Raw genomic sequence first — 26,259 nt, forward strand, 5'->3', positions numbered from 1 at the left:
GCCTAAAAGACTGAACTCGACCGGTCGCGAAAGCGGCCCAAAAGACTGAACTTGAACTGTGGGGCAAGAGCCCCGATGGGAGATTGAGATGACGATCCAGGACGACCAGAAGGGTCTCGGGCGCCGCGGTTTCCTCGGCGCATTTGCCGGTGTGGGTGCCGCTGCCGCCGCGGTTGCCGTTGGCACCGGTGGCGTTCAGGAAGCCGCTGCACAGGAAACGGACGATGAGAAGCGCAAGGCGCGCTATCAGGAAACCGACCACGTCAAGGCTTTCTACCGCACCAACCGCTACTGAGGGGAGGGCGTCATGCTCGTCAAACGTAAAGCCGGCGCAGCTTCGCGCAGCAAACTGCAATCCGTCGTGGCCGGGCTCGCATCCGCCGCACTCGACCGACGGTCGTTCCTGAAGCGCTCGGGCATCGCCGTCGGCGGCCTTGCAGCCATCGGATCGCTCGGCGCGGGCGGGATCCGCAAGGCGCAAGCCGGCCCGACGATGGAAGGCGTGGAAATCGAAGTCCGCAAGAACATCTGCACGCACTGCTCGGTCGGCTGCACGGTCACCGCAGAGGTGCAGAACGGCGTGTGGACGGGCCAGGAGCCATCCTGGGCAAGCCCGATCAACCGCGGCACCCACTGCGCCAAGGGTGCATCGGTGCGCGAGTTGGTCCATGGCGACCGTCGCCTCAAATATCCGATGAAGAAGCAGAACGGCGAATGGGTGCGCGTCTCCTGGGATGACGCCTTCTCCGAAATCGGCGCGAAGCTCGGCGAGATCCGCGAAGAGTCCGGTGCTGATTCCGTCTACTGGCTCGGTTCGGCGAAGTTCTCGAACGAGGGCTCCTATCTCTGCCGCAAGCTGGCGGCCTTCTGGGGCACCAACTCGGTCGACCACCAGGCGCGCATTTGTCACTCCACCACGGTCGCAGGTGTTGCCAACACCTGGGGCTACGGCGCGATGACGAATTCGTACAACGACATCCGCAATTCCAAGACCATCATCTTCATGGGCTCCAACGCCGCCGAGGCGCACCCCGTCTCGTTGCAGCACATTCTGTCGGGCAAGGAACAGCAGCGCGCGAACGTGATCGTTCTCGATCCGCGCTTCACGCGCACCGCCGCTCACGCAACCGAATATGTACGCATGCGCTCCGGCACCGACATCGCGGTGATCTGGGGCATCATGCACCACATCTTCGCCAATGGCTGGGAAGACCAGGACTTCATCGATGCCCGTGTCCACGGCATGGACCAGATCCGCGCCGAATGCGACAAGTGGACCCCGGAAGTCGTCGAGCGCGTGACCGGCATCCCGGGCGAGCAGCTGCGCCGGGTCGCTGAAACCTTCGCGACCCAGAAGCCCTCCACCTTCATCTGGTGCATGGGCGGCACGCAGCACACGGTCGGAACGGCCAATGTGCGCGCCTATTGCAACCTGCTTCTGGCAACGGGCAATGTCGGCGGCAACGGCATGGGCGCCAACATCTTCCGTGGCCACTGCAACGTGCAGGGCGCGACGGATCTCGGCCTCGATATCACCAACCTGCCGCTCTATTACGGCTTGGCTGAGGGTGGCTGGCGCCACTGGTCCCGCGTCTGGGATGTGCCTTACGAGTATTTCGTCTCGCGCTTCGACGAAGTGCCGGCGAAAGACGGCCGCGAGGGTCGCACGCGCGAGCAAAACATGCAGACGCCGGGCATTCCCTCGACCCGCTGGTTCGATGCCGCAACAATCGATCCGGAGCAAATCGACCAGCGCGACAACATCCGCGCCATGATGGTCCTGGGCCACGGCGGCAACACCGTGCCGCGCCAGGCCGAGGTGAAGGCCGGTCTGGAAGCGCTCGATCTTCTCGTGGTCGTCGATCCGCATCCGACGTCCTTCGCATCGCTGCATGCGCGCCCGGACAACACCTATCTGCTGCCGGCAGCAACGCAGTTCGAATGCTCGGGCTCGCGCACCTGCTCCAACCGTTCGATCCAGTGGTACGAAAAGGTCGTGGAGCCGGTCTTCGAAGCTGCCAACGACTATTGGATCCTTTACCGTCTGGCCCAGGAACTCGGCTTTGCCGACGAGATGTTCAAGAACATCGAGATGGTCGAAGGCAAGTTCGGTCCCGAGCCGCAGCCGGAATCGGTCATGCGCGAAATCAACCGCGGTGGCTGGTCGACCGGCTATTGCGGCCAGTCGCCCGAGCGGCTCAAGGCGCACATGGCCAATCAGGACAAGTTCGACCTGGTGACGCTGCGCGCGCCGGCGGACGATCCGGAAGTGGGCGGCGATTATTACGGTCTGCCCTGGCCCTGCTGGGGGACGCCGGAAGTCCGCCACCCCGGGACGCACATCCTCTACAACACCAACCTTCACGTGATGGACGGCGGCGGCAACTTCCGTCCGCGCTTCGGACTGGAGTACGAAGGCCAGACGCTGCTGGCCGAAGGCACATCGTCGCTGGGCGCCGAGCTCGACGACGGCTATCCCGAGTTCACCATGGCGGTTCTCCGCGAACTTGGCTGGGATGCCGATCTGACAGCCGAGGAACTGGCGCAGATCGAGCGTCAGGGCGGCGCCAATGTCGATGCCGTTTCCTGGTCGACGGATCTCTCGGGCGGTATCCAGCGCGTGGCGATGCTGCATGGCTGCGTGCCGTTCGGCAACGGCAAGGCCCGCGCGGTTGCGTGGAACCTGCCGGATCCGGTCCCGCAGCACCGCGAGCCGATCTACACGTCCCGCCCGGATCTCGTCGCCGAGTTCCCGACGCGCGACGATGCCCGCGAATTCCGTGTGCCGAATATCGGTCGCACGCTTCAGCAGGCAGCGGTCGATCGCAACATCGCACAGGCCTTCCCGATCGTCCTCACCTCCGGCCGACTGGTCGAGTATGAAGGCGGCGGCGAAGAAACCCGTTCGAACCGTTGGCTGGCCGAACTGCAGCAGGACATGTTCGTCGAGATCAACCCCGCAGACGCCTCCGCCCGCGGCATTGCCGACGGTAGCTGGGTGTGGGTGAGGGGACCTGAAAACGACAGCCGGGCCCGCATGAAGGCGCTTGTGACGGAACGTGTCGGCCGGGGCGTCGCCTTCATGCCGTTCCACTTCGCCGGCTGGTTCCAGGGCGAAGATCAGCGCGGCAACTACCCGCAAGGGGCCGACCCGATCGTGCTTGGCGAAAGCGTGAACACCATAACGACTTACGGTTACGACCCGGTCACCGGCATGCACGAAGGCAAAGCGACGCTTTGCCAGATCGAAGCCGCGTAAGGGGAGGATGAACAAATGGCACGAATGAAATTTCTCTGCGACGCGGATCGCTGCATCGAATGCAACGCCTGCGTCACCGCATGCAAAAACGAACACGAAGTGCCGTGGGGCATCAACCGCCGCCGCGTCGTGACGATCAATGACGGCCTGCCGGGCGAGCGCTCGGTATCGATGGCCTGCATGCACTGCACCGATGCGCCTTGCGCCTCGGTCTGCCCCGTGGATTGCTTCTACACGACCGCTGATGCCGTCGTTCTGCACTCCAAGGATCTGTGCATCGGCTGCGGCTATTGCTTCTACGCCTGCCCATTCGGCGCGCCGCAATATCCGAAAGTCGGCAACTTCGGCTCGCGCGGCAAGATGGACAAGTGCACCTATTGCGCCGGTGGTCCGGAAGCCGACATGACGATGGCCGAATATGAAAAATACGGTGCCAACCGTCTGGCGGAAGGCAAGCTGCCGCTGTGCGCCGAGATGTGCTCCACCAAGGCACTTCTCGCTGGCGACGGCGACATCATCGCCGAAATTTATCGTGAGCGCGTGACCACCCGTGGTTACGGTTCGGGCGCCTGGGGCTGGCAGACGGCCTACCAGGAAAGCATCAACGTCTAAGGCGCGTGCGTGCCGGCCGCGCTACCCGCGCGACCGGCCAACAGGCAAGGCTGTAAGGAGACCGGAAATGGTCGCTCAATCTTATTTCGCCCGCATCACGCTCACGCTTGCGATGCTGGCAGCTCTCTTCTTCGCAGCGCCGATGGCCGGCGCGCAGGAACCCGTCAATCCAACGGCCCGCTCCGTGCAGGAACAGCAATTGCTGGAAGCGCTGCAGGGTGGCAACGCCATCTCGGGCCGCGTGTCGATCCCAGACCAGCGTGCCGCTGACCTGATCAAGCCGGAAGGCCGCAACTGGTCGGGCACTCACAATAGCACGGTCTACTGGACGACGACCGCCGTCGTTCTCGGCATGCTCGCTCTGTTGACCGTGTTCTATTTCGTGCGCGGACGCATCCGTCTCGAGCACGGCTTTGCCGGTCGCACGATCAAGCGCTTCAATTCGTTCGAGCGTTTTGCCCACTGGCTGACCGCCGTGTGCTTCATCCTGCTGGCGCTGACGGGTCTCAACCTGATCTTCGGCCGCTACGTGCTGATCCCGCTTTTCGGCGCGGACACGTTCGCCACGGCGACGCAGCTCGGCAAGGTGGTTCACAACTACATCGCCTGGCCGTTCATGCTCGGCATCGCGATCATGCTGGTCGTCTGGATCAAGGACAACATCCCTGGCCGGATCGATCTCGACTGGATCAAGGCCGGCGGCGGTATGCTGAAGGGTGGCGGCCATCCGCCTGCCAAGCGCTTCAATGCCGGTCAGAAGATCATCTTCTGGTCGGTCGTGCTCGGCGGCGCGGCCCTGTCCTTCACAGGCGTGCTCCTCCTCTTCCCGCAGCTGGCGGGCGAGCCTGGAAACTGGCAGCTGGCACAGCTGGCGCATGCGATCATCGCAGCCGTCATGACGGCCGTCATTCTGGCGCACATCTATATCGGTACACTCGGCATGGAAGGCGCTTTCGATGCGATGGGCAGTGGCCAGGTGGATGTGAACTGGGCACGCGAACACCATTCGCTCTGGGTCGCCGAGCGCGACACTGCAGTCGAAGGTGAGCCACGCGGACACGTCGCTCCGGCGGAATAAGTCGCCCGCGGCGATGGTCAATTGATGAATGGAGGACCGTGGCGCGATGGTCCTCCGCAGTGGTGATATCGGTTGCGCGGGTGCAGCACCGATCTTGGGGGTTCGGTCAGTCCAGGCTTCGGTGCCGCACTGACCGCGAAAGGACATAGACCATGAAAACATTCCTTTTGGCGGCGATTACGGCTGGGGTCCTGGCCTATGGCGCCAATTTCATCCTGAACAGCAACTGGCAGGCGACGTCCGCCACCGCTTATACGACCTCCGGCGCGCGCGTCGGGGATCCAGGCGACAATCTGGTTGGCGCCGACTGGCCTGCTGCAGCCGAATCCGAACAGGACAGCTGAGTTTTCTTCATCAAGCCCGCACCGCCAAACAGGCGGTGCGGGCGCGGCCCTTCTGCGCTGCAGTAAATTCCACGCCCGCAATGCTGCGGTGCGCGTCGAAAGTCGAGCAGATCTCCTTTCGATATTGTCACTTCCAAGATCAATCACATCGATACTGCTGATTCAATCGGTTAAAGCAACCGATTAGCTTTATCGTGAATTTTGTGCAGTGCAGCGATCTTTGCCTTTGTGTCTACGACTTTGGTTGCACTGCGTTTGGCGCGGAAAAGCCAGCGAAAATAGTTGATTGATCAGGGGCGATGACTATGATCGCCGCCAACAAGAAGAACAACGTGAACAGCTTGCTTGCTTCAATGGGAGAGAGAAATGACTTCAACAGATTCAAAGAGCGTATCGCGCCGTCGGTTCCTTAAGGGCACTGCGGTCATCGGTGGTGCAGCTGCCGGTTCAACGCTCGCTGCGCCCGCCGTGCTTGCGCAGGCGCCGCTCGTCGTCCGCATGCAGACCTCGTGGCCATCCTCGGACATCTGGCAGGAAATGGCCCAGGACTACGCCGATCGCGTCGAGGCCATGTCCGGTGGTCGTCTCTCGATCGACCTTCTGCCTGCCGGCGCGGTCGTCGGCGCCTTCCAGGTGATGGACGGCGTTTCGGACGGCGTCATCGATATGGCGCACTCGGTCTCGGCTTACTGGTACGGCAAGCACAAGGGTGCTTCCATGTTCGGAACGGGCCCTGTTCTCGGCGGTAACCCAACCACGCTGCTGTCCTGGTTCTACGCTGGCGGCGGCAATGAGCTCTACCGCGAACTGACCCAGGACATCCTCGGTCTCGATGTGGTCGGCTTCCTCGGCATGCCGATGCCTGCGCAGCCCTTCGGTTGGTTCAAGAACGAAGTGAACACCGTCAGCGATATCCAGGGCTTCAAATACCGCACCGTGGGCTTGGCTGCCGATCTTCTGCAGGGCATGGGCATGAGCGTGGCGCAGCTTCCGGGCGGCGAAATCGTTCCCGCCATGGAGCGTGGCGTTATCGACGCGTTCGAATTCAACAACCCGACGTCGGACCGTCGCTTCGGCGCGCAGGACGTGGCCAAGAACTACTATCTCGCCTCCTACCACCAGGCGGCCGAGCAGTTCGAGTTCATCATCAACCGTCCGTTCTTCGAAGACCTCGATGAGGATCTGCGGGCGATCCTTCAGTACGCGGTCGAAGCATCGGCCACCGCCAACACAGCCAAGGCGCTCGACAACTATTCGCGCGACCTTGCCGAACTGCAGAGTGGCGGCGTCACCGTTCACCGCACCTCGAGCGAAATCCTTCAGGCGCAGCTCGATGGCTGGGATCGGGTCATCGAAGAGCAGCTTGAGACCGACGAGTTCATCGCGCGCGTTCTGCAGAGCCAGCGCGATTGGGTCGAGCGCGTCACGTACTACGAGCTGATGAACGCGCCGGACTATCGTCTGGCCTACGATCATTACTTCCCGGGCAAGCTCGCCATCTAATTCACTGCAATCTTGAAGATATCGAAGCCCGGCATCGTGTTCGCACCTTGCCGGGCTTCTTCAACCCACCTTCCGGGGAATCCCATGGTTCGGTTCATCAATTTCGCCGATGCGTTATCTGCATGGTTCGGCAAGGCTTTCGGCTGGCTGATCATCATGATGTCGTTCGGAATGGGCTACGAAGTTCTGGTTCGGTACATGTTCAACAGCCCGACGCCCTGGGCCTTCGACGTGTCGTTCATCATGTATGGCGCGCTGTTCATGATGGGCGGGGCTTATACCCTGTCCCGTGGCGGCCACGTGCGAGGCGACTTCGTCTACCGAACATGGACGCCCAAGACCCAGGCGACGGTCGAGCTCGTTCTCTATTTCCTGTTCTTCTTTCCGGGCATCCTGGCGCTCATTCTCGCAGGCTGGAAGTACGCCTCCCGCTCGTGGAGCTATGGCGAGGTCAGCATCAACAGCCCGGCCGGCATTCCGATCTATCAGTTCAAGACCATCATCGTTGCAGCCGGCATCCTTCTGTTCATTCAGGGTATCGCACAGGTGTGCCGCTGCATCCTGTGTCGCCGGGAAGGGTATTGGCGCGAGCCAGAAGAAGACGTGATGGAAACCGAACAACTCCTCGCGCGTGAAACCAATCCGAATCTCACTTCGGTCGATAAAACGCCAAGCGTTGGCCCCGATGGAGCGGCTCGATGACCGACCCTCAAATTGCAATCGCGATGCTGGGAATTTTCATTTTCCTGGTGTTTCTTGGATTTCCAATCGCCTTCACGCTCATGGCGATGGGCATCGGATTTGGCTACTACGCCTATTTCGATCCGTCCCGCATGTGGCGCAGCTATAACAGGCTTGCTGAAGACTCCGGCTTGTTCGAGCAGGTCAGTCTCTGGATAGACGGGTTCTTCACGAACCGCATTTTCGACCTCTTCGTGAACCAGACTTATACGGTCATGGCGAACGAGGTCCTGACGGCGATCCCGCTGTTCCTGTTCATGGGGTACATCGTCGAGCGCGCGAATATTGTTGAGCGGCTGTTCACCACGCTGAACATCGCAGCAAAGAATGTTCCAGGTTCGCTTGGCGTTGCGGCGCTCATCACTTGCATGTTCTTCGCGACTGCGACGGGCATCGTCGGCGCCGTTGTCACGCTGATGGGCTTGCTCGCGCTGCCTGCCATGTTGCGTGCTCGCTATGACCACTCCTTCGCATCGGGCATCATCTGCGCCGGTGGAACGCTCGGCATCCTTATTCCGCCGTCGATCATGCTGATTGTGTATGCTGCGGCATCTGGCGTCTCGATCGTCCGTCTTTATGCAGCTGCGCTTCTGCCCGGTCTGTTGCTCACCGGCCTTTACCTGATCTACGTCGTCAGCCGGTCGATCGCCCAGCCGCATGTCGCGCCGAAACCTGCACCCGGTGAAATTCCCGAAGTGCCGCTCGGCAAGCTTCTGGTCATGGTGTTCACGTCATTCGTGCCGCTGGCGTTCCTCATCCTGTCGGTCTTGGGCTCGATCCTCTTCGGCCTGGCAACGCCAACGGAAGCGGCGTCCATCGGTGCGTTGGGTGGCCTGTTCCTCGCCGTCGTCTACCGTGCGCTCACATGGCAGAGACTGCGGGAATCCGTCTACCTCACCGTCCGTACGACGGCGATGGTGTGCTGGCTGTTCGTCGGCTCTTATACCTTCTCGTCGGTGTTCTCCTATCTCGGCGGTGAAAACCTGATCGCTCACTTCGTCGAAGGCCTGGACCTGAGCCCGGTCACCTTCCTCATCCTGGCGCAGCTCATCATCTTCCTCTTGGGTTGGCCGCTGGAGTGGTCGGAAATCATCATCATCTTCGTTCCGATCTTCCTGCCGCTGCTGGATCAGTTCGGCGTGGACCCGCTGTTCTTCGGCGTTCTCGTGGCTCTGAACCTGCAAACGTCGTTCCTGACACCGCCGATGGCAATGTCGGCCTATTACCTTAAAGGCATAGCGCCTGCTCAGGTGAAGCTGACGGAGATCTTCAAGGGATGCATGCCGTATCTCGCCATGGTGATCATCGCGATGGTGCTGGTCTACGTCTTCCCGCAAATCGTGTTCTGGCTGCCGAGTTTGGTCTATGGTTAAGCGTAAAGCAGCTCCCGAAGCATTGATTGCTTTGGGAGCGGTTGCCCTGCGAGATCGGTTGGCAAGCGGGGCTCTGCGGGCCGTCGATCTGGCTTCTGCCTGCCTCGAAGTGATTGCGGCGCGTGAACCGGAGGTTCACGCCTGGGCCTGGCTCGACTCCGACTACGTCTTGAAGCAAGCCGAAGCTCTCGATCTGAGGCGAAAGCAGGGGCGCCCCATCGGGCCGCTTCACGGATTGCCGGTCGGCCTGAAGGACATCATCGACACCGCCAAAATACCCACGGAAAACGGGACGGCACTTGATCGGGGGCGGGTGCCGCGGGAGGACGCCTTCATCGTGGCGCGCCTGAAGCAGGCAGGCGCCGTCATCATGGGCAAGACGGTCACGACCGAACTTGCCTTCCTGAATTCGGCCAAGACGACCAACCCGCACAATTTCGAACACACGCCCGGCGGTTCTTCGTCCGGATCGGCCGCAGCCGTTGCCGCCAACATGATTCCGCTGTCGGTCGGTACGCAAACCGGTGGCTCGATCATCCGGCCCGGCTCGTATTGCGGCGTCACCGCGTTCAAGCCGACGTTCGGCATGGTGCCGCGTACCGGCGTCCTGCGGTCTGCACCAACGCTCGACACGATCGGGGTTTACGGCCACTCTGTCGAAGATGCCGCCTTGCTTGCCGATGTGCTGGCGGGTCACGATCCTCTCGATCCTGCGACAAGCCCGATCCCTTCGCCGCGCCTTTACGAGACAGCCAGTGCCAAGCCGCCACTAAAGCCGGTCTTCGCCTTCGTCCGGCCGTTTGGCTGGGATCAGGCTGAACCGGAAATGCAGGAGGCGGTGCTCGAGCTTGTCGAGTTCCTGGGCGAGCAGTGTTTCGAAGTCGCGCTTCCGAGGGCATTCGAAGAAGCACTCCAGCAACACCGCACGATCTACGCGGCCGAAATGGCCAAATGGTATTACCCTTATGAAAAGCGCGGTGGGGATGATCTTCCGGCTTCCGTGAAGACGCTGATGAGCGAGGGCAAATCGCTGCCAGCGCGCGACTACATCGCCGCGCTCGATTGGACGGCGCTGTTGAACGGTGCGCTCGGCGAGATCTTCGAGCGGTGCGACGCCATGATCATGCCGGCGGCCACCGGCCCAGCGCCGAAGGGCTTTGAAACGACGGGAAGTCCGATTTTCAACAGCGTGTGGACGCTCAGCGGTACACCTGCGGTCAGCATACCGATCTTTGCCGCCGGCAACGGCCTACCGATGGGCCTGCAGCTGGTTGGACCACGCGATGGCGACGGCAGGCTGCTCAGGACCGCGCGCTGGCTTGTCGAGCACGTCAAACAGGCCGATGCTGCCTGATGTCGAAGAAGAGGGAAAGAAGTTCATGAGCAAGCTGGTGGCACTCATAGCGATCGTCGCGCTTTGCGCCTTTCTGGGCATCCTGCTGTTTGAAGTGCCGCGTCTGGATCTCGGTATTCTCATCGTCTTCACGTTGATTTTGGCTATCTACGATTTCTTCAAGCCTTCCAATCGCGCCCGGTGAGCAGGCCATCGCTCCTCATCACGAGACGGCTGACCGATGCCGTGCTCGAGCGTGCCGCGCGTGATTATGACGTGCAGCTCAACGCGGACGACCACGTCTTTTCGCGCAAGGAACTGCTCGACCATTGCCAGGGCGTGGACGCGGTGCTGCCCTGCCATTCGGAACGGTTCGATGCCGACGTGCTGGCGCAACTGCCCGATCGCCTGAGGATCATCGCGAACCATTCCGTCGGGACCGATCACGTCGACCTGAAGGCAGCGAAGGCGCGCGGGATCATCGTCACGAACACGCCCGATGTTCTGTCGGACGCAACGGCGGAGATCGCGATGCTCTGCATGCTGGGCGCGTCGCGACGTGGCGCCGAGGGCAACCGCATGGTGCGTGAAGGCAAATGGAATTTCTGGTCGCCGGCTTTCATGGTGGGGCGTCAGGTCACCGGCAAGCGTTTCGCCGTGCTCGGCATGGGTCGCGTGGGGCAGGTGGCCGCCGAGCGCGCCCGCGGCTTCGGCATGGAGATCCACTACCACAATCGCCGCCGGCTCCCGATCGAGCTGGAGAAGGGAGCGATCTTCCACGACAGCGTGGAATCGTTGCTGGCCGTGGCCGACGTGCTGTCGCTGCATTGCCCGACGACACCGGAGAGCATCGATCTGATTAATGCTGAACGGTTGGCACTGCTGCCGGACGGCGCGATCCTGGTCAACACGGCACGGGGCGCGCTGATCGATGAGCGCGCGGTCGTCGAGGCGCTGAAATCAGGCAAGCTGTTTGCGGCCGGACTGGACGTTTTCAAGGACGAACCAGGCGGCAACCCCGAGATTGCGGCCTTAAATAACGTGTTCCTGCTGCCGCATATCGGCTCGGCGACATTCGAGACGCGTGATGCGATGGGCAATCGTGCGTTGGATAATCTCGATGCATTTTTTGCGGGAAGGGAGCCGGCAGATCGCGTCGCTTGACGTTTCCTGCCGGCTCGACCCTCAGCAAAGACGCCCCCAGCCTCTCTGCCCCAGCCCGAAAGCTGATGAGCAACAATGTTGCCGGATCGGGCTCAAATGCAATGGGTTGAAACATGAGCGCGCCCGATTTGGTTCAAAAGCTGCAAAGTTGCAACATTCGGCGCGTGCCCGTTCAGCTGGCAGTAACCATAATCGATCAGGAAACACGCTCTACCGCGATCGCCGTTGCCTCGCCGCCGCCGATGCAGAGCGTCGCCACGCCCCTTTTCAGATCGTGGGTCTGGAGGGCGGCCAGCAAGGTGACGAGAATGCGCGCACCGGACGCGCCGATCGGGTGCCCAAGAGCGCAGGCGCCGCCATGGATGTTGACCTTCTCGTGAGGGAGGTCGAGCTCGTGCATCGCTGCTAAGGCGACTACGGCGAAGGCTTCGTTGATCTCGTAGAGATCGACATCGCCGGTCTGCCAGCCGATCTTGTCGAGCAGCGATTGCACGGCGCCGACGGGTGCTGTCGTGAACCATTGAGGCTGGCGTGCGTGGCCTGCGTGGCCGACGATGGCCGCAAGCGGCGCGATGCCACGCTTCTCTGCCTCGGATCGCCTCATCAAGACGAGCGCCGCGCCACCATCCGAAATCGAGGATGAATTTGCAGCGGTTACGGTTCCATCGCTGCGGAAGGCCGGCTTGAGCGACGGGATCTTGTCGGGGCGCGCCTTGCCGGGCTGCTCGTCGACCTCAACGCTGCCCGCTTTCGTCTCGACCGGCACGATCTCGCCGTCGAAGCGCCCGGCCAGGATGGCAGCCTGCGCCCGTTCCAGCGACGCGAGCGCGTAGTCGTCCTGTGCCTTGCGGGTGAACTGATAGTGCTCCGCCGTATCCTCGGCGAAGGTCCCCATCAGCCGGCCCTTGTCATAGGCATCTTCCAGGCCGTCCAGAAACATGTGGTCGACCATGCGGCCATGCCCGAGCCGGTAGCCGCTGCGCGCCTTGTCGAGCAGGTAGGGCGCGTTCGACATGCTCTCCATGCCGCCCGCGACCACGATGTTCGCGCTTCCGGCGACAACCAGATCGTGCCCGAGCATCACGCTTTTCATGCCGGACCCACAGACCTTGCTGATCGTGGTTGCCGGCGTGCTTTCCGGAAGTCCAGCGCCGATCGCCGCCTGGCGCGCCGGCGCCTGGCCGACGCCGGCTGACAGAACGTTGCCCATCAGCACCTCGTCGATGTCCGCAGGCTCCAGGCCTGCACGTTCGACGGCCGCACGGATGGCAGTCGCGCCGAGCGCCGGTGCGGCAACTCTTGCAAGCTCACCCTGGAAGCCACCCATCGGCGTGCGTGCCAGTGAAACGATCACGATCGGATCTGCAGTCATGTCTTCTCCCAGCATGGGCTACCCATTGGCTGAGAAGATAGACGCGGAGGCGCCGAGTGACCAGATGGCCTGGCGGGGGTCAATCGTTGATGGTCAGGCGGCCTTGATCCGCTCGGCTAGCGTCAAGGCCGAGAGGCAGATGTCCTCGATCCGGTTCGTCGCCGTCCAGTCACCGGTGGCTGCCAAGCCTTGCGCGGTACTGAGCCATGGACCGCTGCGCTGCCGCGTTTCGGTGAAGGCGGCACCCCAACGATGCGCCTTCAGGAGCGCCGGCTCCGGAAGATCGAAGGGCAGCGAAGCCTTGAGAGCCGCATAGAGCAGCGGCGCAAGATTGGGGGCGGCGATGTCGACGTGGTGCCGCGACCAGTCGCTTTTCGTCTGGGCTACGAGCGTGGTGACCGAACGGTCCCGTCCGGGCTTGGTGCTGTCGACGGACAACCAGTCGAACGGGCCATCGATGACGCGCGCTGCGATCCAGTCCTCAGTCCATGGTTGGTCGAAGGCCACCATCAAGGCATGGCATGGTCGCATGGCGTCCGTGATGAAAGGCGCGTCCTTGCCTGCTGCCGGGAAAAGCATGCGGGCGTGGCGGGCAACGGAAGCCGAGACCACGAGGTCGAAGTCGCCGAGCGCTGTTCCCTCCATATCGACAAGGGTGTGAGGACCACTCTTCGAGGTGATCGGCGCGACATCGACGCCGCTTTTGAGGTCGACACCATCGGCCAGCGCCTTGGCGATGGCATTCATGCCCGGCACTGCAACATAGTGAGGTTCGTTCGACTGGCGCGGTCCGAGCACCTTGCCGTGGGAAACCGTCACCAGTGGTCCTCGCCACTCATCGACCAGATTGCGGTGACGCAGCGGCTCGAGCCAGTCGGCGAATGCCCGGGTTCGAACGGTGAAGGACTGCGCCCCATGGTCGAATGCGTATTTGTCTTCCCGCCGCGTCGACATCCGACCGCCGGCACCGCGTCCTTTTTCGAAGACGGTAATGTCGAAATGCTCCTTGAGGGCATGGGCGAGCGTCAGCCCGCCGATGCCGGCACCAACGACGGCGATGCGTTTCATGCAGTCACTCCAAGGAGAATGCACGCCGTGGCGACGGCAGCGGTAATGGCGACGCGAAGCCGGAAGAACCAGGCAGGCAATATTACGTCGCGGTAAAGCAACCGGTCGATCAGAAGCAGCGTGATGAAGACCGCCGCCAGGAGAATGAAGCCGAGCCCGGGTGCGACGAGGGCGCCGATCCACGCCAGCAGCGCCGTAACGTTGCTTGCCACGAGCAGCGACGGTGCCATGCGCGGCGAAGCGAACAGCGCCGCGCCCCAGTGTATGCCCGAAACGAATGATGCGATGACCGCACCGTAAATCTGCACCGTCAGCAGCCATGCGCTGTCGCCGAACAGCGCATCCAAGAGTCCCCCCGCAAAGGGCAACCCGCCGGCAGCCGTCAGCCCGACGGCAATGAGGCGGCATTGAGAATCGTGGAAAGGAGGGTTGGCTGAACCGGTCTGCATGGCCGCATTACGCTGGGATGTGCCGGGCCGATCAGTCGGCTGACGGAATTTTCACCGTCACCGTGCGAGGCGCCCGATTCCGCCTGACCGCAGCGCACTTCTCCCGGTCGAAAATTGGTCCAGAAATTTCGGAACGGACCCGCTTGGCGTGCATTCTCCAGAAAACTGATGGGGAATGCGCCATGAAAAATCTACTCGCGATATTCGGAGGATTTACTGTTTCGCTCGGCATGTTTGTTGGTGGTCTCGCCGTTGCAACCTATTTCCTCGCAGTCGATCCAGTCGCCGAACCTGCCCGTGCCGGTGACGTTGCTGAAATCTGGACCATCGAGCCGCGCCGCGTCGACACAGCTTCTCAGGATTACGAGCGGATCGGTGACCCGGTTGCGGCTCCAGATGAGGTGATGATGGCGATGGCCAGCACCGGCACGCTAACGGATGCCAATTCCCCGTCGCTCGACGGCGGAAGGGCTGACGGCTCCTATGAGGTGGCGAGCCTTTCGGGCGACGTCGAGCTTGAGCAATCCGAGCCGACCGCGCTGCCCGCTGCACATGTTGCCTGGTGCGCCAATCGCTACCGCTCCTATCGCGAAGAAACGAACACCTACCGGCCATATAGCGGCGGTGAGCAGACATGCGTATCGCCATATGCCGAGGAGCAGGTCGGCGGCCGATCCGGCGAGGCGGCTGTTCAATCGGCCAGCGTCTCAGGGATGGCCAGTGGTCTGAGTGCAAGCCACATCCGCGATTGCCAGAGCCGCTACCGTTCCTATCGCGTCTCCGACAATTCCTATCAGCCCTATGGTGGCGGCCCGCGCCGTCAGTGCTGATGCAGAGGTCGACGGGCCGGCTCCTGAAGCTCGGACCGTCAACTTCGCCAGAGCGAATTCTGCTCCTGCTGCATGATCAGCTGGGCGAGGTTTCGAAACTCGCTTTCGACGAAACGCTTGAAGCGCCGAATGGCTGGCCGCACCTCCATATCGCGTTTGGTCAGTATCCCAAGGCTGCGTTCGGGATGTCCGATCCGCACAGACAGCGCAGCAAGCATTTTTTGCCGACGCGCCATGAACACCACGGAATAAGGCAGGACGGTTAGAACGTCCGACTGCGAGAGGATGTTGGTGATCGACGCCAATGATCCGCCTGAAAATGAAATCTTGAAATCCGTGACGCCGATCTCGCCCAGCACATGGCGCATGTCCTGGTAAAGCGGGCTCGACGCGGGCGGGGCGATCCACGCATAGGGCGCAATGTCGGTCAGGCGCAACGGCCGCTTCATCAACAGCGGATGGTTGATGCCGCAGGCGATGACATTGCGGCCCGGCAAAACCGGCTGGAATGAAAATCCGGCAGGAATCGCGGCGGGGTTCAGTGGACAGACGGCGAGATCCAACGTGCCGGCATCGAGTTGGGACATCAGCTCGGCCGCATAGGCATAGGATTGCTCGATCCGCACCTGTGGGGAAGCGCGCTGGAACTCTGCGATGATCGATGACACCACTCCATCCATGAAGACGGGCGTTCCTCCGATGCGCACAATGCCGCGGTGCCCAGCCTTGTAGGTTCCGACGATGGCGGATGCGGTCTTGCCCGCACCACCGATCTTGCGGCCCTCGACGGCGAGTGCCTGGCAGAGTTCAGTCGGCACGAGCGGCCGGCGTCCCTTTTCGAAGAGCGGTGCACCAATGCGCTGCTCCAGCATCGCAACGGTGCGCGAGACGCTTGGTTGAGTGCGCCCAAGCGCCGTTGCGCCCTCGGTGAGGCCACCTTGGTCGACAATGGCAGCGATGATCTCAAGATGTCGAGGGTCAAGCTTCATAGCAATGAGTTATGTTATGTCCCGGCAAACTGATCAAGCTGGTATGTAGTTTAAGCTAGTGTCCGCTCATGTGCTGGTTGGAGGACCGGCGCAGGAGGATCAGATGCACTTCCAGCCAGAGTTTGCTTTCGATGCCCAAGCCGTCCGCGTGCGTTTTGCGCCGGGGGTGCGCCGCTGCGCGGGGGAAGAGATCGCAAGGCTCGGCTGCTCGCGCGCACTGGTGCTCTCGACGCCGCCGCAGGCGGATGCTGCCATGGAAATGGCGCAGGAAATTGGGGATGCGGCCGTTGGCGTCTTCACGAAGGCAGCGATGCACACCCCGGTCGCGATCACCGAAGAAGCCGTGCAGCACGCACGTGAAGTGCGCGCCGATTGCATCGTGGCGATCGGCGGCGGCTCGACGACCGGGCTCGGCAAGGCCATCGCACTGCGCACCGACCTGCCGCAGATCGTGATCCCCACCACCTATGCCGGTTCCGAGGTCACGTCGATCCTGGGCCAGACGGAGAAGGGCGAAAAGACCACGATCACCGATCCCAAGGTGCGGCCTGAAGTCGTGCTTTACGATGCCGAGCTGGTGCGCAGCCTGCCTGTTGCGATGACGGTGACGAGCGCGCTGAATGCGATGGCCCATGCTGTCGAAGGTCTCTATGCGCAAAACCGCAACCCGGTCTCGACGCTGATGGCGATCGAAGGGCTCGAAGCCTTCGCGGCGTCGCTGCCCGACGTCATGCGCAACCCGCACGATCTCGAAGCGCGCGGGGCGACGCTTTACGGCGCCTGGCTCTGCGGCACCGTGCTCGGCCAGGTCGGCATGGCGCTGCATCACAAGCTTTGCCACACGCTTGGCGGTTCGTTCGATCTCCCGCACGCCGAAACGCACGCCGTCGTGCTGGCCCACGCGATTGGCTTCAACGCGCGCGCCGCAGGTCGCGAGCTTGAACCCGTGTCGCGCATCTTCGGCGACGATAGACCGGGGCAGGCGCTCTATGATTTTGCCAAATCGCTGGATGCGCCGCTTGGCCTGCGCGAGATTGGCATGAAGGAGGCAGATCTTGGACGTGCCGCTGATCTCGCTGCGGCCAAGCCCTACTGGAACCCGCAGCCCGTCAGCCGCGACGAGATCTTGAAATTGCTGGAGGCTGCCTGGGCAGGAGACCCGCCAGCTTTCTGACCGAACATCTTTGGCAAGTCATTTTTGGGAGGAGAACCAAAACCATGATTACGCGTCGCACATTGTTGAAGGCCTCGGCCACGACCAGCCTTGTTGCCGCTGCAAGCAGCTTTCCCATGCCCGCGATTGCGCAGGGAGCGCGCATCAAGCTCGGCTATGTGAGCCCGCAGACCGGGCCACTCGCAGCCTTTGCCGAGGCTGACAATTTCATCCTCGCGAACTTCGCCGAAAGCGCAGCCGCCGCTGATTTCGAGATCATCGTGCGCGACTCGCAGTCGAACCCGAACCGCGCGGCGGAAGTTGCCCAGGAACTGATCATCTCCGACGAGGTCGACCTGATGCTGGTCGCCTCCACGCCGGAAACGACAAACCCGGTGACGACGACCGCCGAGGCCGAAGGCATTCCGGTCATCTCCACGGTTGCGCCGTGGCAGCCCTGGTTCATCGGCCAGCAGGGCAACCCTGGTGCGCCGGACAGCTGGCGGCCTTTCGACTACGGCTTCCACTTCTTCTGGGGTTTGGAAGACGTCATTTCCGTTTTCACGGCCATGTGGAACCAGCTCGAGACCAACAAGACCGTCGGCGGTCTGTTCCCGAACGACGGTGACGGGAACGCCTGGGGCGATGCGCAGAACGGCTTTCCGCCGGTGCTGGCAAGTCAGGGCTTCACCCTCATCGATCCGGGCCGCTACCAGAATTTGACGGACGATTTCTCGGCGCAGATCAACGCGTTCCGGCAGGGCAATGTCGAGATCGTCACCGGCGTGCCGATCCCTCCCGATTTCACGACCTTCTGGACGCAGGCGCGCCAGCAGGGCTTCAACCCGAAGGCAGCGTCGATCGGCAAGGCGATCCTCTTCCCGCAGGCTGTCGAGGCGCTGGGCGATGCCGGGCACAATCTGTCGTCGGAAGTCTGGTGGTCGCCGAACCATCCGTTCAAGTCCTCGCTAAACGGCCTGTCCGCAGGCGAGGTCGCGGCCGCCTATACGGAAGCAACCAGCCGCCAGTGGACCCAGCCGATCGGCTTCGTCCATGCGCTCTTGGAACTTGCCGTCGACGCGATGGGCCGGACGAGCGATGTCACCGATCGCGATGCGGTAGCCGAAGCCATCGCCGCATCCGACCTGCAGACGATCGTCGGCCGTATCGCCTTCGATGGCGCGGGCCTGCCACCCTTTGCCCAGGCGAACGTATCGAAGACGCCGCTCGTCGGTGGCCAGTGGCGCCTGCGCGATGGCGGTGGCTACGACCTCGTGATCGTCGACAACACCGGCCAGACCGACATTCCGACCGCCGGCACGATGGAAGCGATCGGCTGAATTGCAGACGCCCGGACGCATCGTGCGTCCGGGCATCAGGCCGGAAAGGCATCATGGCACTCATCTCGCTCGACAGGGTCAATCGAAGCTTCGGCGCGCTCACCGTTGCCGACGGCGTCACCTTCGACGTCGCCGAGGGCGAAGCCTTGGGCATCATCGGGCCGAATGGCGCGGGCAAGTCCACGCTCTTCAACCTGATTGCCGGCAACATCGCGCCCGAGAGCGGCACGATCCGCTTCCTGGGCGAAGACGTGACGAAGACGCCGGCCATGCGCCGCTGCATCGCCGGCATGGGCCGCTCCTTCCAGATCCCCCAGCCCTTTTCCAAGCTGACGGTGTTCGAAAACCTGCTCGTCGCCGGCGCCTTCGGCCGTAACCGGTCGGAGGCCGATGTCGCTCAGGATTGTGCCGAAGTGCTGCGCAAGACGGGGCTGCTCGCCAAGGCAAATACCGTCGCGGGCGCGCTCTCTCTTCTGGAGCGCAAGCGCCTGGAACTCGCCCGCGCGCTCGCGACCGATCCGAAGCTTCTGCTCCTTGACGAGATCGCTGGCGGCCTGACCGAGGGCGAGTGTGGCGAGCTCGTCAAGACGATCAAGGCGATCCACGCCGGGGGCGTCACCATCATCTGGATCGAGCACGTGCTTCATGCGCTGAACTCGGTCGTGGAGCGCCTGCTGGTCCTGCATTTCGGCAAGGTCATCGGCATCGGCAAGCCGGAGGCGATCATGGCCTCGGCCGAAGTGCGCGAAATCTATCTGGGGATCGAGGTCTGATGGCGCTGCTCTCCACCCACGGTCTCACCGCCCGTTATGGCCAGTTCCAGGCGCTTTTCGGCGTCGATATCGAACTGGGGGAGGGCGAGTGCGTCGCCATCATCGGGGCCAACGGTGCCGGCAAGACGACGCTGATGCGCTCCATCTCCGGCGTCCTGCGCAACGCACCGGCTTCCGTGCGCCTGCGCGGCGAGGAGATCGGCGCGCTGCCGGCCGACGAAGTGATGAAGCGCGGCATCTCCATGGTGCCGGAGGGCAGGCGGCTCTTTCCGTCGCTGACCGTGGAGGAAAATCTCTTGATCGGCGGCCAGGTGCGCAAGGGTTCCGGCTACTGGACGCTGGAACGCATCTACGCGCTCTTCCCGATCCTCGCCGAGCGCCGCCGCAATGCCGGCACGGCGCTTTCGGGCGGCCAGCAGCAGATGGTCGCGATCGGCCGCGCGCTGATGGCCAACCCGGATGTGCTGCTGTGCGACGAAATCTCGCTCGGGCTCGCGCCCGTCGTCATCAAGGACATCTACAAGGCCGTGCCGCTCATCCGTGAAAGCGGTGCCTCGATGATCGTCGTCGAGCAGGATATCGGCCAGGCGCTGAAAGTGGCCGACCGCGTCTATTGCATGATGGAAGGCCGGGTGACGTTGTCCGGCCGCCCCGAGGAGCTGACGCGCGAGGCGATCCACGCCGCCTATTTCGGGGTGCAGCACGCATGAACTGGCTCGACACCATCGTGCAGGGCGTACTGCTGGGCGGACTTTATGCGCTCTTCGCTGCCGGCCTCAGCCTTGTTTTCGGCATCATGCGGCTGGTCAATCTCGCCCATGGCGACCTGATCGTGCTCGCCGCTTATCTCATTCTCGTCATCGTCTCGGTGCTCGGCATCTCGCCCTTTCTGGCAGTCACGATCGCACTGCCGCTGATGTTCGCGAGCGGCTATGTGCTGCAGCGCGTGGTGCTGAACCGCGTGCTCGGCGAGGACATCCTGCCGCCGCTGCTCGTCACCTTCGGCATCTCGGTCGTGCTCCAGAACACGATGCAGGAGGCTTTCTCGGCCGACACGCGCCGGCTGCCGCCGGGCGACATCGGCACCGCCTCGCTGCAGGTCGCAGGCCTCAACATCGGCGTGATGCCGCTCCTGACCTTCGCCTCGGCGGTCCTGGTGATCGTCGTCCTCAACCAGATCTTCTATCGTACCGCGCTCGGCCGCGCCTTCCGCGCCACCTCGGACGACGCGACGACGGCCAGCCTCATGGGCATCCGCCCCTCGCGCATCTTCGCGCAGGCCACCGGCATCGCGCTGATGATCGTCACGATCGCCGCGCTCTACCTCGGCATGCGGGCGAATTTCGATCCGTCGATTGGCCCGGCGCGGCTGATCTATGCCTTCGAGGCCGTCATCATCGGCGGGCTCGGCTCGCTCTGGGGCACGCTGGCGGGCGGCGTCATCATCGGCGTCGCGCAGACGGTAGGCGCGGCGATCAATCCGGAATGGCAGATCCTGGCAGGCCACGTCGCCTTCCTGCTGGTGCTGCTCGTCAAGCCGCGCGGGCTCTTCCCGCGGGCGGTGGACTGAGGGCCGCGCCATGACCATGCACGCAATCCGGGCCTATACAGTCGAGACCCGCACCCGCGCATCCACCATCGCCTTGGTGGTCGCTGTCCTCATCATTGCGGTCGCCATCGTGCTTCCCGCCTTCGCGTCTCGGCGTCTCGTCCAGGAGCTCTTCTTCATCCTGACCATGCTCACGCTGGCGCAGTTCTGGAACCTGCTTGCCGGCTATGGCGGGCTTGTCTCGATCGGGCAGCAGGCCTTCGTCGGCATTGGCGCCTATGCGCTGTTCGGCTCCGTCATCCTCGGCGCTGTCGATCCGCTGACGGCGATCCTCATCGGCGGCGTGGCCGCGCTCGTGCTAGCCGTGCCGTTTGCTTTCTTCGCCTTCCGCCTGAACGGGGCTTACTTCGCCATCGGCACCTGGGTGCTGGCCGAAGTCGTCCGTCTCTCGGTCGCACAGTGGCGCGCGGTCGGAGGCGGCACAGGCACGTCGCTGCCGCGCGAGGCAACGGACGCCATTCCGTTTGTCGGCGCGATCGCGACGCTCTTCGACGTGCGCGACCCCGCAGCGCGCGACATCCTCGCCTACTGGCTGGCGCTGGCACTGGCCGTTGCCGCCATCGGTGGCATCTACTGGCTGCTCCGCACCAAGCGCGGCCTCGCGCTCGCAGCCATCCGCGACAATTCCGAAGCGGCGCGCTCCGTCGGTGTCGATGCCGCGCCCATCAAATGGTTCGTGTTCCTGGCAGCCGCCTTTGGCACGGGCCTCACCGGCGCGCTGATCTACCTGCAGAAGGCGCGCATCTCGCCGGACGCCGCCTTTTCGGTCAACGACTGGACGGCCTACGTCATCTTCATCGTCGTCATCGGTGGCATCGGCACGATCGAGGGGCCGATCATCGGCGTCATCGTCTTCTTTCTGCTCCAGTCGATGCTGGCCCAGTACGGCACCTGGTACCTGATCGCGCTCGGCACGATCGGCATCGTCGTGATGCTGTTTGCGCCCCGCGGCATATGGGGCCTGATCAGCGATCGCACCGGCTTGCAGCTCTTTCCCATCCGCCGGCGCCTCGTCGTCGGCGACGCATTCAAGCAACAATCCGCCTCCAGGGAGGAATAGACATGGCTGACATCAAGACCGACGTGCTCGTCATCGGAACCGGCCCGGCCGGCTCGGCGACCGCGGCGCTGCTCTCGACCTACGGCGTGGAGAACATGGTGGTGAACCGCTATCGCTGGCTCGCCAACACACCGCGCGCCCACATCACCAACCAGCGCACGATGGAAGTGCTGCGCGATCTCGGCCGTGAGGTCGAGGCGGAAGCCTATCTGCACTGCACGGAACAGGAGCTGATGGGCGAGAACATCTTCTGCGAAAGCCTCGCCGGCGAGGAGATCGGTCGCATGAAGAGCTGGGGCAACCACCCGCTCTCGCGCGCCGAACATCAGCTCTCCTCGCCCTGTATGATGAACGACCTGCCGCAGACCTACATGGAGCCGATTCTCTTCAAGACGGCTTGTTCGCGCGGCACCCAGCCGCGCATGTCGACGGAATATCTGCGCCACGAGCAGGATGCAGACGGCGTGACGACCACCTGCCTCGACCGGCTGACGGGCAAGGAAATCACCATCCGCTCGAAATATCTCGTCGGCGCAGATGGCGGCAATTCGCGTGTCGCCGAACATGCCGGCCTGCCCTTCGAGGGCCAGATGGGCGTCGGCGGATCGATGAACATCCTCTTCCGCGCAGATCTTTCGCGGTATGTCGCGCATCGCCCGTCGGTGCTCTACTGGGTCATGCAGCCGGGCGCCGATGTCGGCGGCATCGGCATGGGCCTCGTGCGCATGGTGCGGCCGTGGAACGAATGGCTGATCGTCTGGGGTTATGACATCAGCCAGCCGGCGCCCGTCGTCGATGACGCGTTCGCAACCGGCGTCGCGCGCCAGCTTGTCGGCGATCCGGAACTCGAGATCGAGCTTATCTCAGCCAATACCTGGACCGTGAACAACATGTACGCGACCCACATGCAGAAGGGCCGCGTCTTCATCATGGGCGATGCCGCCCACCGCCATCCTCCGTCGAACGGGCTCGGCTCCAACACGTCGATCCAGGACGGGTTTAATCTCGCCTGGAAGCTCGCCGCCGTGGTCAAGGGCCAAGCCGGCCCCGGCCTGCTCGAGACCTTCTCCGTCGAACGCGCGCCGATCGCCAAGCAGATCGTGACCCGCGCCAACCAGTCGATCGGCGAGTTCGGCCCGATCTTCGAGGCGCTCGGCATGACCGGCGGTACGGATGTGGAGAAGATCCAGGCCTCGATGGATGCGCGCTGCGACGCGACACCTCAAGCCGAGCGGCAGCGCGAAGCGATCCGCCAGGCGATCGCCTTCAAGAAGTACGAGTTCGATGCGCACGGCGTGGAGATGAACCAGCGCTACAAATCGAGCGCAGCGGTGACGGAAGGCCAGATGGAGCCGGCCTTCGAGCTCGACTCCGAACTTCATTATCAGCCGACCACTTGGCCGGGTGCCCGCATCCCGCATTGCTGGATCTACGACCAGGCCGGCCGCAAGCACTCGACGCTCGATCTGACCGGAAAGGGCCGCTTCACGATCCTCACCGGCATTTCCGGCGAAGGCTGGGCTGCAGCGGCGGCCAAGGCCGGCAAGGCGCTCGGCATCGACATCGCGACAGTCGTCATCGGCCCGCGCCGGGCTTTCGTCGACCATGAAGGCGAGTGGGCGCGTGCCCGCGAAGTGGGCGACAGTGGCTGCGTGCTCGTGCGGCCAGACCACCACGTCGCCTGGCGGGCCGAGGAGATGGTCGCCGATCCGGCCGGCGAACTGACGCGGGTGCTGTCGACCATCCTCGATCGAAACAGCATCGCGGTGCGCCAGGCAGCGGAGTGACTTCGATGAGCAAAGAGACCGGTATCGACTATTTCACCGAAGCCCGTTCGGTCGAGGTCGTCAACACCCGCATGGCTGCGGACATCGATCCACGCCTGGCGACCATGATGACCTCGCTCGTCAAGCACCTCCACGCCTTTGCCAAGGACGTGGAATTGACGCAAGGCGAATGGGCGGCAGCGATCGACTTCCTGACGCGGACCGGACAGATGTGCGACGGCAACCGGCAGGAATTCATCCTGCTGAGCGACGTGCTGGGCGTCTCCATGCTGGTCGACGCGATCAACCACCGTCGCCCGTCGGGCGCGACGGAAAACACAGTGCTTGGCCCGTTCCATGTTCCCGATGCGCCGCGCTATGACATGGGCGCCAATATCTGTCTGGACGGCAAGGGCGAGACCTGCCTGTTCGAAGGCAGAGTCGTCGATCTCGATGGCAATCCCATCGAAGGTGCAACCATCGATGTCTGGTCTGACAATGCCGAGGGCTATTATGACGTCCAGCAGCCCGATATCCAGCCAAAGTGGAACAACCGCGGCATCTTCGTGACGGGTGCGGAAGGCACATACAGCTTTCGCGGCATTCGCCCAGTCTCCTATCCGATCCCCGACGACGGACCAGTCGGCCAGATGCTGAAGGCACTTGGCCGCCACCCCAACCGGCCGGCCCACATGCACTTCATCGTGACTGCGCCCGGATACGAGACGATCGTGACCCACACCTTTGTCGATGGGGACGAATGGCTGACGTCGGACGCCGTCTTCGGCGTCAAGGCATCACTCATTTCAGCCATCGAGAACGGCGTGCCGGGCGACACCGACTGGCGTTCGACCTTCGATTTCGTGATGGAGAGGCAAGCCTGAGCCTTTGCGGCACGGATTGGCTAGGGCAGGGGACCAGGCGAGGCCGGCTCAATCGCCGGCCCCGAGCTTTGGGTAATCGTATCAGGCTGCTTTCGCGGGCAGCGTGATCGCCTTGATGTTCACGAATTCCTTCATGCCAAAGCCGCCGTGCTCACGGCCATAGCCGGATGCCTTGACGCCACCGAAGGGCATCTCCGGCGTCGCGACGTTGAAGTTGTTGATGAACACCATGCCCGTGTCGAAGTGATCGCGGGCGAGGTCAAGTGCACGAGCCTCATCCTTGGAGAAGATGCCGCCGCCGAGTCCATAACGGCTGTCATTGGCGATCCGCATCGCGTCCTCATCATCCTTAGCGCGAATGATCGAAGCAACCGGGCCGAATAGCTCATCGTCATAGGCGGGCTGGCCGGGCGCGACATCGACGAGAACCGTCGCGGGATAGAAGAAGCCGTCACGCTCGGGCACTTCGCCGCCGGTGAGACAGCGCGCGCCATTGTCGACGCTCTTCCTGACCTGTTCGTGAAGCTCGTCGCGCAAATCTTCGCGAGACATTGGCCCGAGACCCGTCGCCTTTTCATTCGGGTCGCCGAGATCAATGTCCTTCATCTTCTCGACGTAACGTTCGACGAAAGCATCGTGGATTGCATCGACGACGACGAAGCGCTTGGCGTTCACGCAGGTCTGGCCGTTGTTGTAGATGCGGCCCTGAACGCAGGTCTCTACGGCGAGTTCGAGATCGGCATCGGAAAGAACCACATAGGCATCGTTCGAGCCGAGCTCCAGCACGGTCTTCTTCAGCTCACTGCCGGCCTTTTCGGCGACCGCGCGTCCGGCCTTCTCGCTGCCGGTCAGTGTCACGCCCCGAACCAGCTTGTGTTCGATCAAGGTATTGGACTGGTCATGGTCGATGATCATGACGGTGAAGAGCCCCTTGGGCAGGCCGGCTTCCTCGAAAATGTCGCGCAGCATCAGGCCTGAGCCGGTGCAGATTTCGGCATGCTTGAGCAGCACGCCATTGCCGGCCATGAGGTTTGCGATCGCATACCGCACGACTTGGTAGGCCGGAAAGTTCCAGGGCTGAATTCCGTAGATGACGCCGATCGGGCTGTAGTTGACCACGCCGCGGCGGCCATCGTTGAGCGCGCGTTCTTCGTCTGCCAGCGCTTCCGGACCCTTCTTGGCCGTCCAGCGGCAGATCGCAGCGCAAAGCGCCACCTCGTTGCGGCTGTCTTTCAGAAGCTTGCCCGTTTCGTCGGTCATCAGTTGAGCGAGCGCATCGGTCGATTGCTCAAGTCGATCGGCAATAGCCGAGATGATCTTGGCGCGTTCATCCAACGGCCGCAGGCGCCATTCGTCAAACGCTGCGTGGCAAGCCTCCAGCGCCGAAATCATCTCCTGATCCGTCATGTAGGTGTAGCTGTCGATCTGCTGTCCGGTGAGAGGGTTGACGGTCTTGATCGTGCGGTCGTTCATGAAGTCTCCATCGTGTCGGCCAGCCAGCGATTGAACGCTGGCCGGCCATCCTTCCTATCGGGGTGGAGGGGCAACACGACGGGGCT

25 protein-coding genes are annotated in these 26,259 nt (G+C 62.9%); 20 read left to right on the plus strand and 5 right to left on the minus strand.

Translation table 11 applies throughout. The features are described 5' to 3' along the window. Positions 1-88: 88 nt before the first annotated feature. The 11 genes from QQL76_RS09345 to QQL76_RS09395 all read left to right on the plus strand — a co-directional run bounded on the left by QQL76_RS09345 (position 89) and on the right by QQL76_RS09395 (position 11,407). Entirely contained in the window at positions 89-295 is a 207-nt protein-coding gene (locus tag QQL76_RS09345) for a hypothetical protein (RefSeq protein WP_151984656.1), read from the plus strand. A gap of 12 nt (positions 296-307) precedes the next feature. Then, positions 308-3,259 carry a formate dehydrogenase subunit alpha gene (locus QQL76_RS09350; protein WP_499207390.1) on the plus strand — a complete coding sequence of 984 codons (2,952 nt, stop codon included), beginning with the start codon at positions 308-310 and terminating at the stop codon, positions 3,257-3,259. Positions 3,260-3,274: 15 nt separating this feature from the next. Then, entirely contained in the window at positions 3,275-3,871 is a 597-nt protein-coding gene (fdh3B, locus tag QQL76_RS09355; protein ID WP_126011546.1) for a formate dehydrogenase FDH3 subunit beta, read from the plus strand. A gap of 67 nt (positions 3,872-3,938) precedes the next feature. After that, on the plus strand, positions 3,939-4,949 hold the full coding sequence (locus QQL76_RS09360; RefSeq protein WP_210210785.1) for a formate dehydrogenase subunit gamma: 1,011 nt from the start codon (positions 3,939-3,941) through the stop codon (positions 4,947-4,949). Positions 4,950-5,101: 152 nt separating this feature from the next. Further along, on the plus strand, positions 5,102-5,293 hold the full coding sequence (locus tag QQL76_RS09365) for a hypothetical protein (RefSeq protein ID WP_499207391.1): 192 nt from the start codon (positions 5,102-5,104) through the stop codon (positions 5,291-5,293). Positions 5,294-5,659: 366 nt separating this feature from the next. Further along, positions 5,660-6,796, plus strand: coding sequence for a TRAP transporter substrate-binding protein (locus tag QQL76_RS09370; protein WP_499207392.1), 1,137 nt, complete (start codon positions 5,660-5,662; stop codon positions 6,794-6,796). An 84-nt stretch (positions 6,797-6,880) separates the two neighbouring features. Continuing rightward, a complete protein-coding gene (locus QQL76_RS09375; RefSeq protein WP_126011540.1) occupies positions 6,881-7,498 on the plus strand; it encodes a TRAP transporter small permease subunit in 618 nt (205 codons plus the stop codon). Further along, entirely contained in the window at positions 7,495-8,910 is a 1,416-nt protein-coding gene (locus tag QQL76_RS09380) for a TRAP transporter large permease (RefSeq protein ID WP_499207393.1), read from the plus strand. The genes QQL76_RS09375 and QQL76_RS09380 overlap by 4 nt, the downstream gene beginning before the upstream one ends. Then, positions 8,903-10,264 carry an amidase gene (locus QQL76_RS09385; protein WP_499207394.1) on the plus strand — a complete coding sequence of 454 codons (1,362 nt, stop codon included), beginning with the start codon at positions 8,903-8,905 and terminating at the stop codon, positions 10,262-10,264. The genes QQL76_RS09380 and QQL76_RS09385 overlap by 8 nt, the downstream gene beginning before the upstream one ends. A 25-nt stretch (positions 10,265-10,289) precedes the next feature. Continuing rightward, positions 10,290-10,448 carry a hypothetical protein gene (locus QQL76_RS09390; protein ID WP_499207395.1) on the plus strand — a complete coding sequence of 53 codons (159 nt, stop codon included), beginning with the start codon at positions 10,290-10,292 and terminating at the stop codon, positions 10,446-10,448. Next, positions 10,445-11,407, plus strand: coding sequence for a 2-hydroxyacid dehydrogenase (locus tag QQL76_RS09395; RefSeq protein WP_499207396.1), 963 nt, complete (start codon positions 10,445-10,447; stop codon positions 11,405-11,407). Before QQL76_RS09390 ends, QQL76_RS09395 begins: the two co-directional genes overlap by 4 nt. A gap of 196 nt (positions 11,408-11,603) precedes the next feature. Here the strand turns inward: QQL76_RS09395 and QQL76_RS09400 are convergent, their stop codons facing one another. The 3 genes from QQL76_RS09400 to QQL76_RS09410 form a co-directional block, all read right to left on the minus strand. Further along, positions 11,604-12,779 (minus strand): acetyl-CoA C-acyltransferase, encoded by a 1,176-nt coding sequence (locus tag QQL76_RS09400; protein ID WP_499207397.1) that lies wholly within the window; start codon positions 12,777-12,779, stop codon positions 11,604-11,606. Between the two features lie 93 nt (positions 12,780-12,872). Beyond that, a complete protein-coding gene (locus QQL76_RS09405) occupies positions 12,873-13,847 on the minus strand; it encodes an NAD(P)/FAD-dependent oxidoreductase (protein WP_499207398.1) in 975 nt (324 codons plus the stop codon). Beyond that, positions 13,844-14,296, minus strand: a complete 453-nt coding sequence (locus QQL76_RS09410; RefSeq protein ID WP_499207399.1) for a DUF3429 domain-containing protein — start codon at positions 14,294-14,296, stop codon at positions 13,844-13,846. The genes QQL76_RS09405 and QQL76_RS09410 overlap by 4 nt, the downstream gene beginning before the upstream one ends. 182 nt (positions 14,297-14,478) lie before the next feature. On the opposite strand from QQL76_RS09410, the gene QQL76_RS09415 reads away from it, so the two are divergent. Further along, entirely contained in the window at positions 14,479-15,126 is a 648-nt protein-coding gene (locus QQL76_RS09415) for a BA14K family protein (protein WP_499207400.1), read from the plus strand. Between the two features lie 38 nt (positions 15,127-15,164). Here QQL76_RS09415 and QQL76_RS09420 read toward each other — a convergent pair whose 3' ends face one another. Beyond that, complete coding sequence (locus tag QQL76_RS09420; RefSeq protein ID WP_499207401.1) at positions 15,165-16,115, minus strand: LysR family transcriptional regulator; 951 nt, start codon at positions 16,113-16,115, stop codon at positions 15,165-15,167. A gap of 103 nt (positions 16,116-16,218) precedes the next feature. Between QQL76_RS09420 and QQL76_RS09425 the strand changes: the two genes are divergently transcribed. The 8 genes from QQL76_RS09425 to QQL76_RS09460 are packed head-to-tail and all read left to right on the plus strand — an operon-like array spanning position 16,219 to position 24,700. Then, positions 16,219-17,289: a maleylacetate reductase gene (locus QQL76_RS09425; protein ID WP_499207402.1), complete on the plus strand. Its 1,071-nt coding sequence runs from the start codon at positions 16,219-16,221 to the stop codon at positions 17,287-17,289. A gap of 44 nt (positions 17,290-17,333) precedes the next feature. Beyond that, a complete protein-coding gene (locus QQL76_RS09430; RefSeq protein ID WP_499207403.1) occupies positions 17,334-18,608 on the plus strand; it encodes an ABC transporter substrate-binding protein in 1,275 nt (424 codons plus the stop codon). 53 nt (positions 18,609-18,661) lie between these two features. Next, the gene (locus QQL76_RS09435) at positions 18,662-19,381 is read left to right on the plus strand and encodes an ABC transporter ATP-binding protein (protein WP_499207404.1); all 720 of its coding nucleotides are present in this window, start codon (positions 18,662-18,664) and stop codon (positions 19,379-19,381) included. Further along, on the plus strand, positions 19,381-20,091 hold the full coding sequence (locus QQL76_RS09440; RefSeq protein ID WP_499207405.1) for an ABC transporter ATP-binding protein: 711 nt from the start codon (positions 19,381-19,383) through the stop codon (positions 20,089-20,091). Before QQL76_RS09435 ends, QQL76_RS09440 begins: the two co-directional genes overlap by 1 nt. Further along, positions 20,088-20,951 carry a branched-chain amino acid ABC transporter permease gene (locus tag QQL76_RS09445; protein WP_499207406.1) on the plus strand — a complete coding sequence of 288 codons (864 nt, stop codon included), beginning with the start codon at positions 20,088-20,090 and terminating at the stop codon, positions 20,949-20,951. Before QQL76_RS09440 ends, QQL76_RS09445 begins: the two co-directional genes overlap by 4 nt. A gap of 10 nt (positions 20,952-20,961) precedes the next feature. Beyond that, positions 20,962-22,050: a branched-chain amino acid ABC transporter permease gene (locus QQL76_RS09450; RefSeq protein ID WP_499207407.1), complete on the plus strand. Its 1,089-nt coding sequence runs from the start codon at positions 20,962-20,964 to the stop codon at positions 22,048-22,050. A gap of 2 nt (positions 22,051-22,052) precedes the next feature. Further along, complete coding sequence (locus QQL76_RS09455; RefSeq protein ID WP_499207408.1) at positions 22,053-23,837, plus strand: FAD-dependent oxidoreductase; 1,785 nt, start codon at positions 22,053-22,055, stop codon at positions 23,835-23,837. Between the two features lie 5 nt (positions 23,838-23,842). Continuing rightward, positions 23,843-24,700: an intradiol ring-cleavage dioxygenase gene (locus QQL76_RS09460; RefSeq protein WP_499207409.1), complete on the plus strand. Its 858-nt coding sequence runs from the start codon at positions 23,843-23,845 to the stop codon at positions 24,698-24,700. 81 nt (positions 24,701-24,781) lie between these two features. Here the strand turns inward: QQL76_RS09460 and QQL76_RS09465 are convergent, their stop codons facing one another. After that, entirely contained in the window at positions 24,782-26,173 is a 1,392-nt protein-coding gene (locus QQL76_RS09465; RefSeq protein WP_499207410.1) for an NAD-dependent succinate-semialdehyde dehydrogenase, read from the minus strand. Positions 26,174-26,259 lie beyond the last annotated feature (86 nt).

It is taken from the genome of Rhizobium albus (assembly GCA_030160035.1).
GTDB classification, from domain to species: Bacteria; Pseudomonadota; Alphaproteobacteria; order Rhizobiales; family Rhizobiaceae; genus Georhizobium; species Georhizobium albus.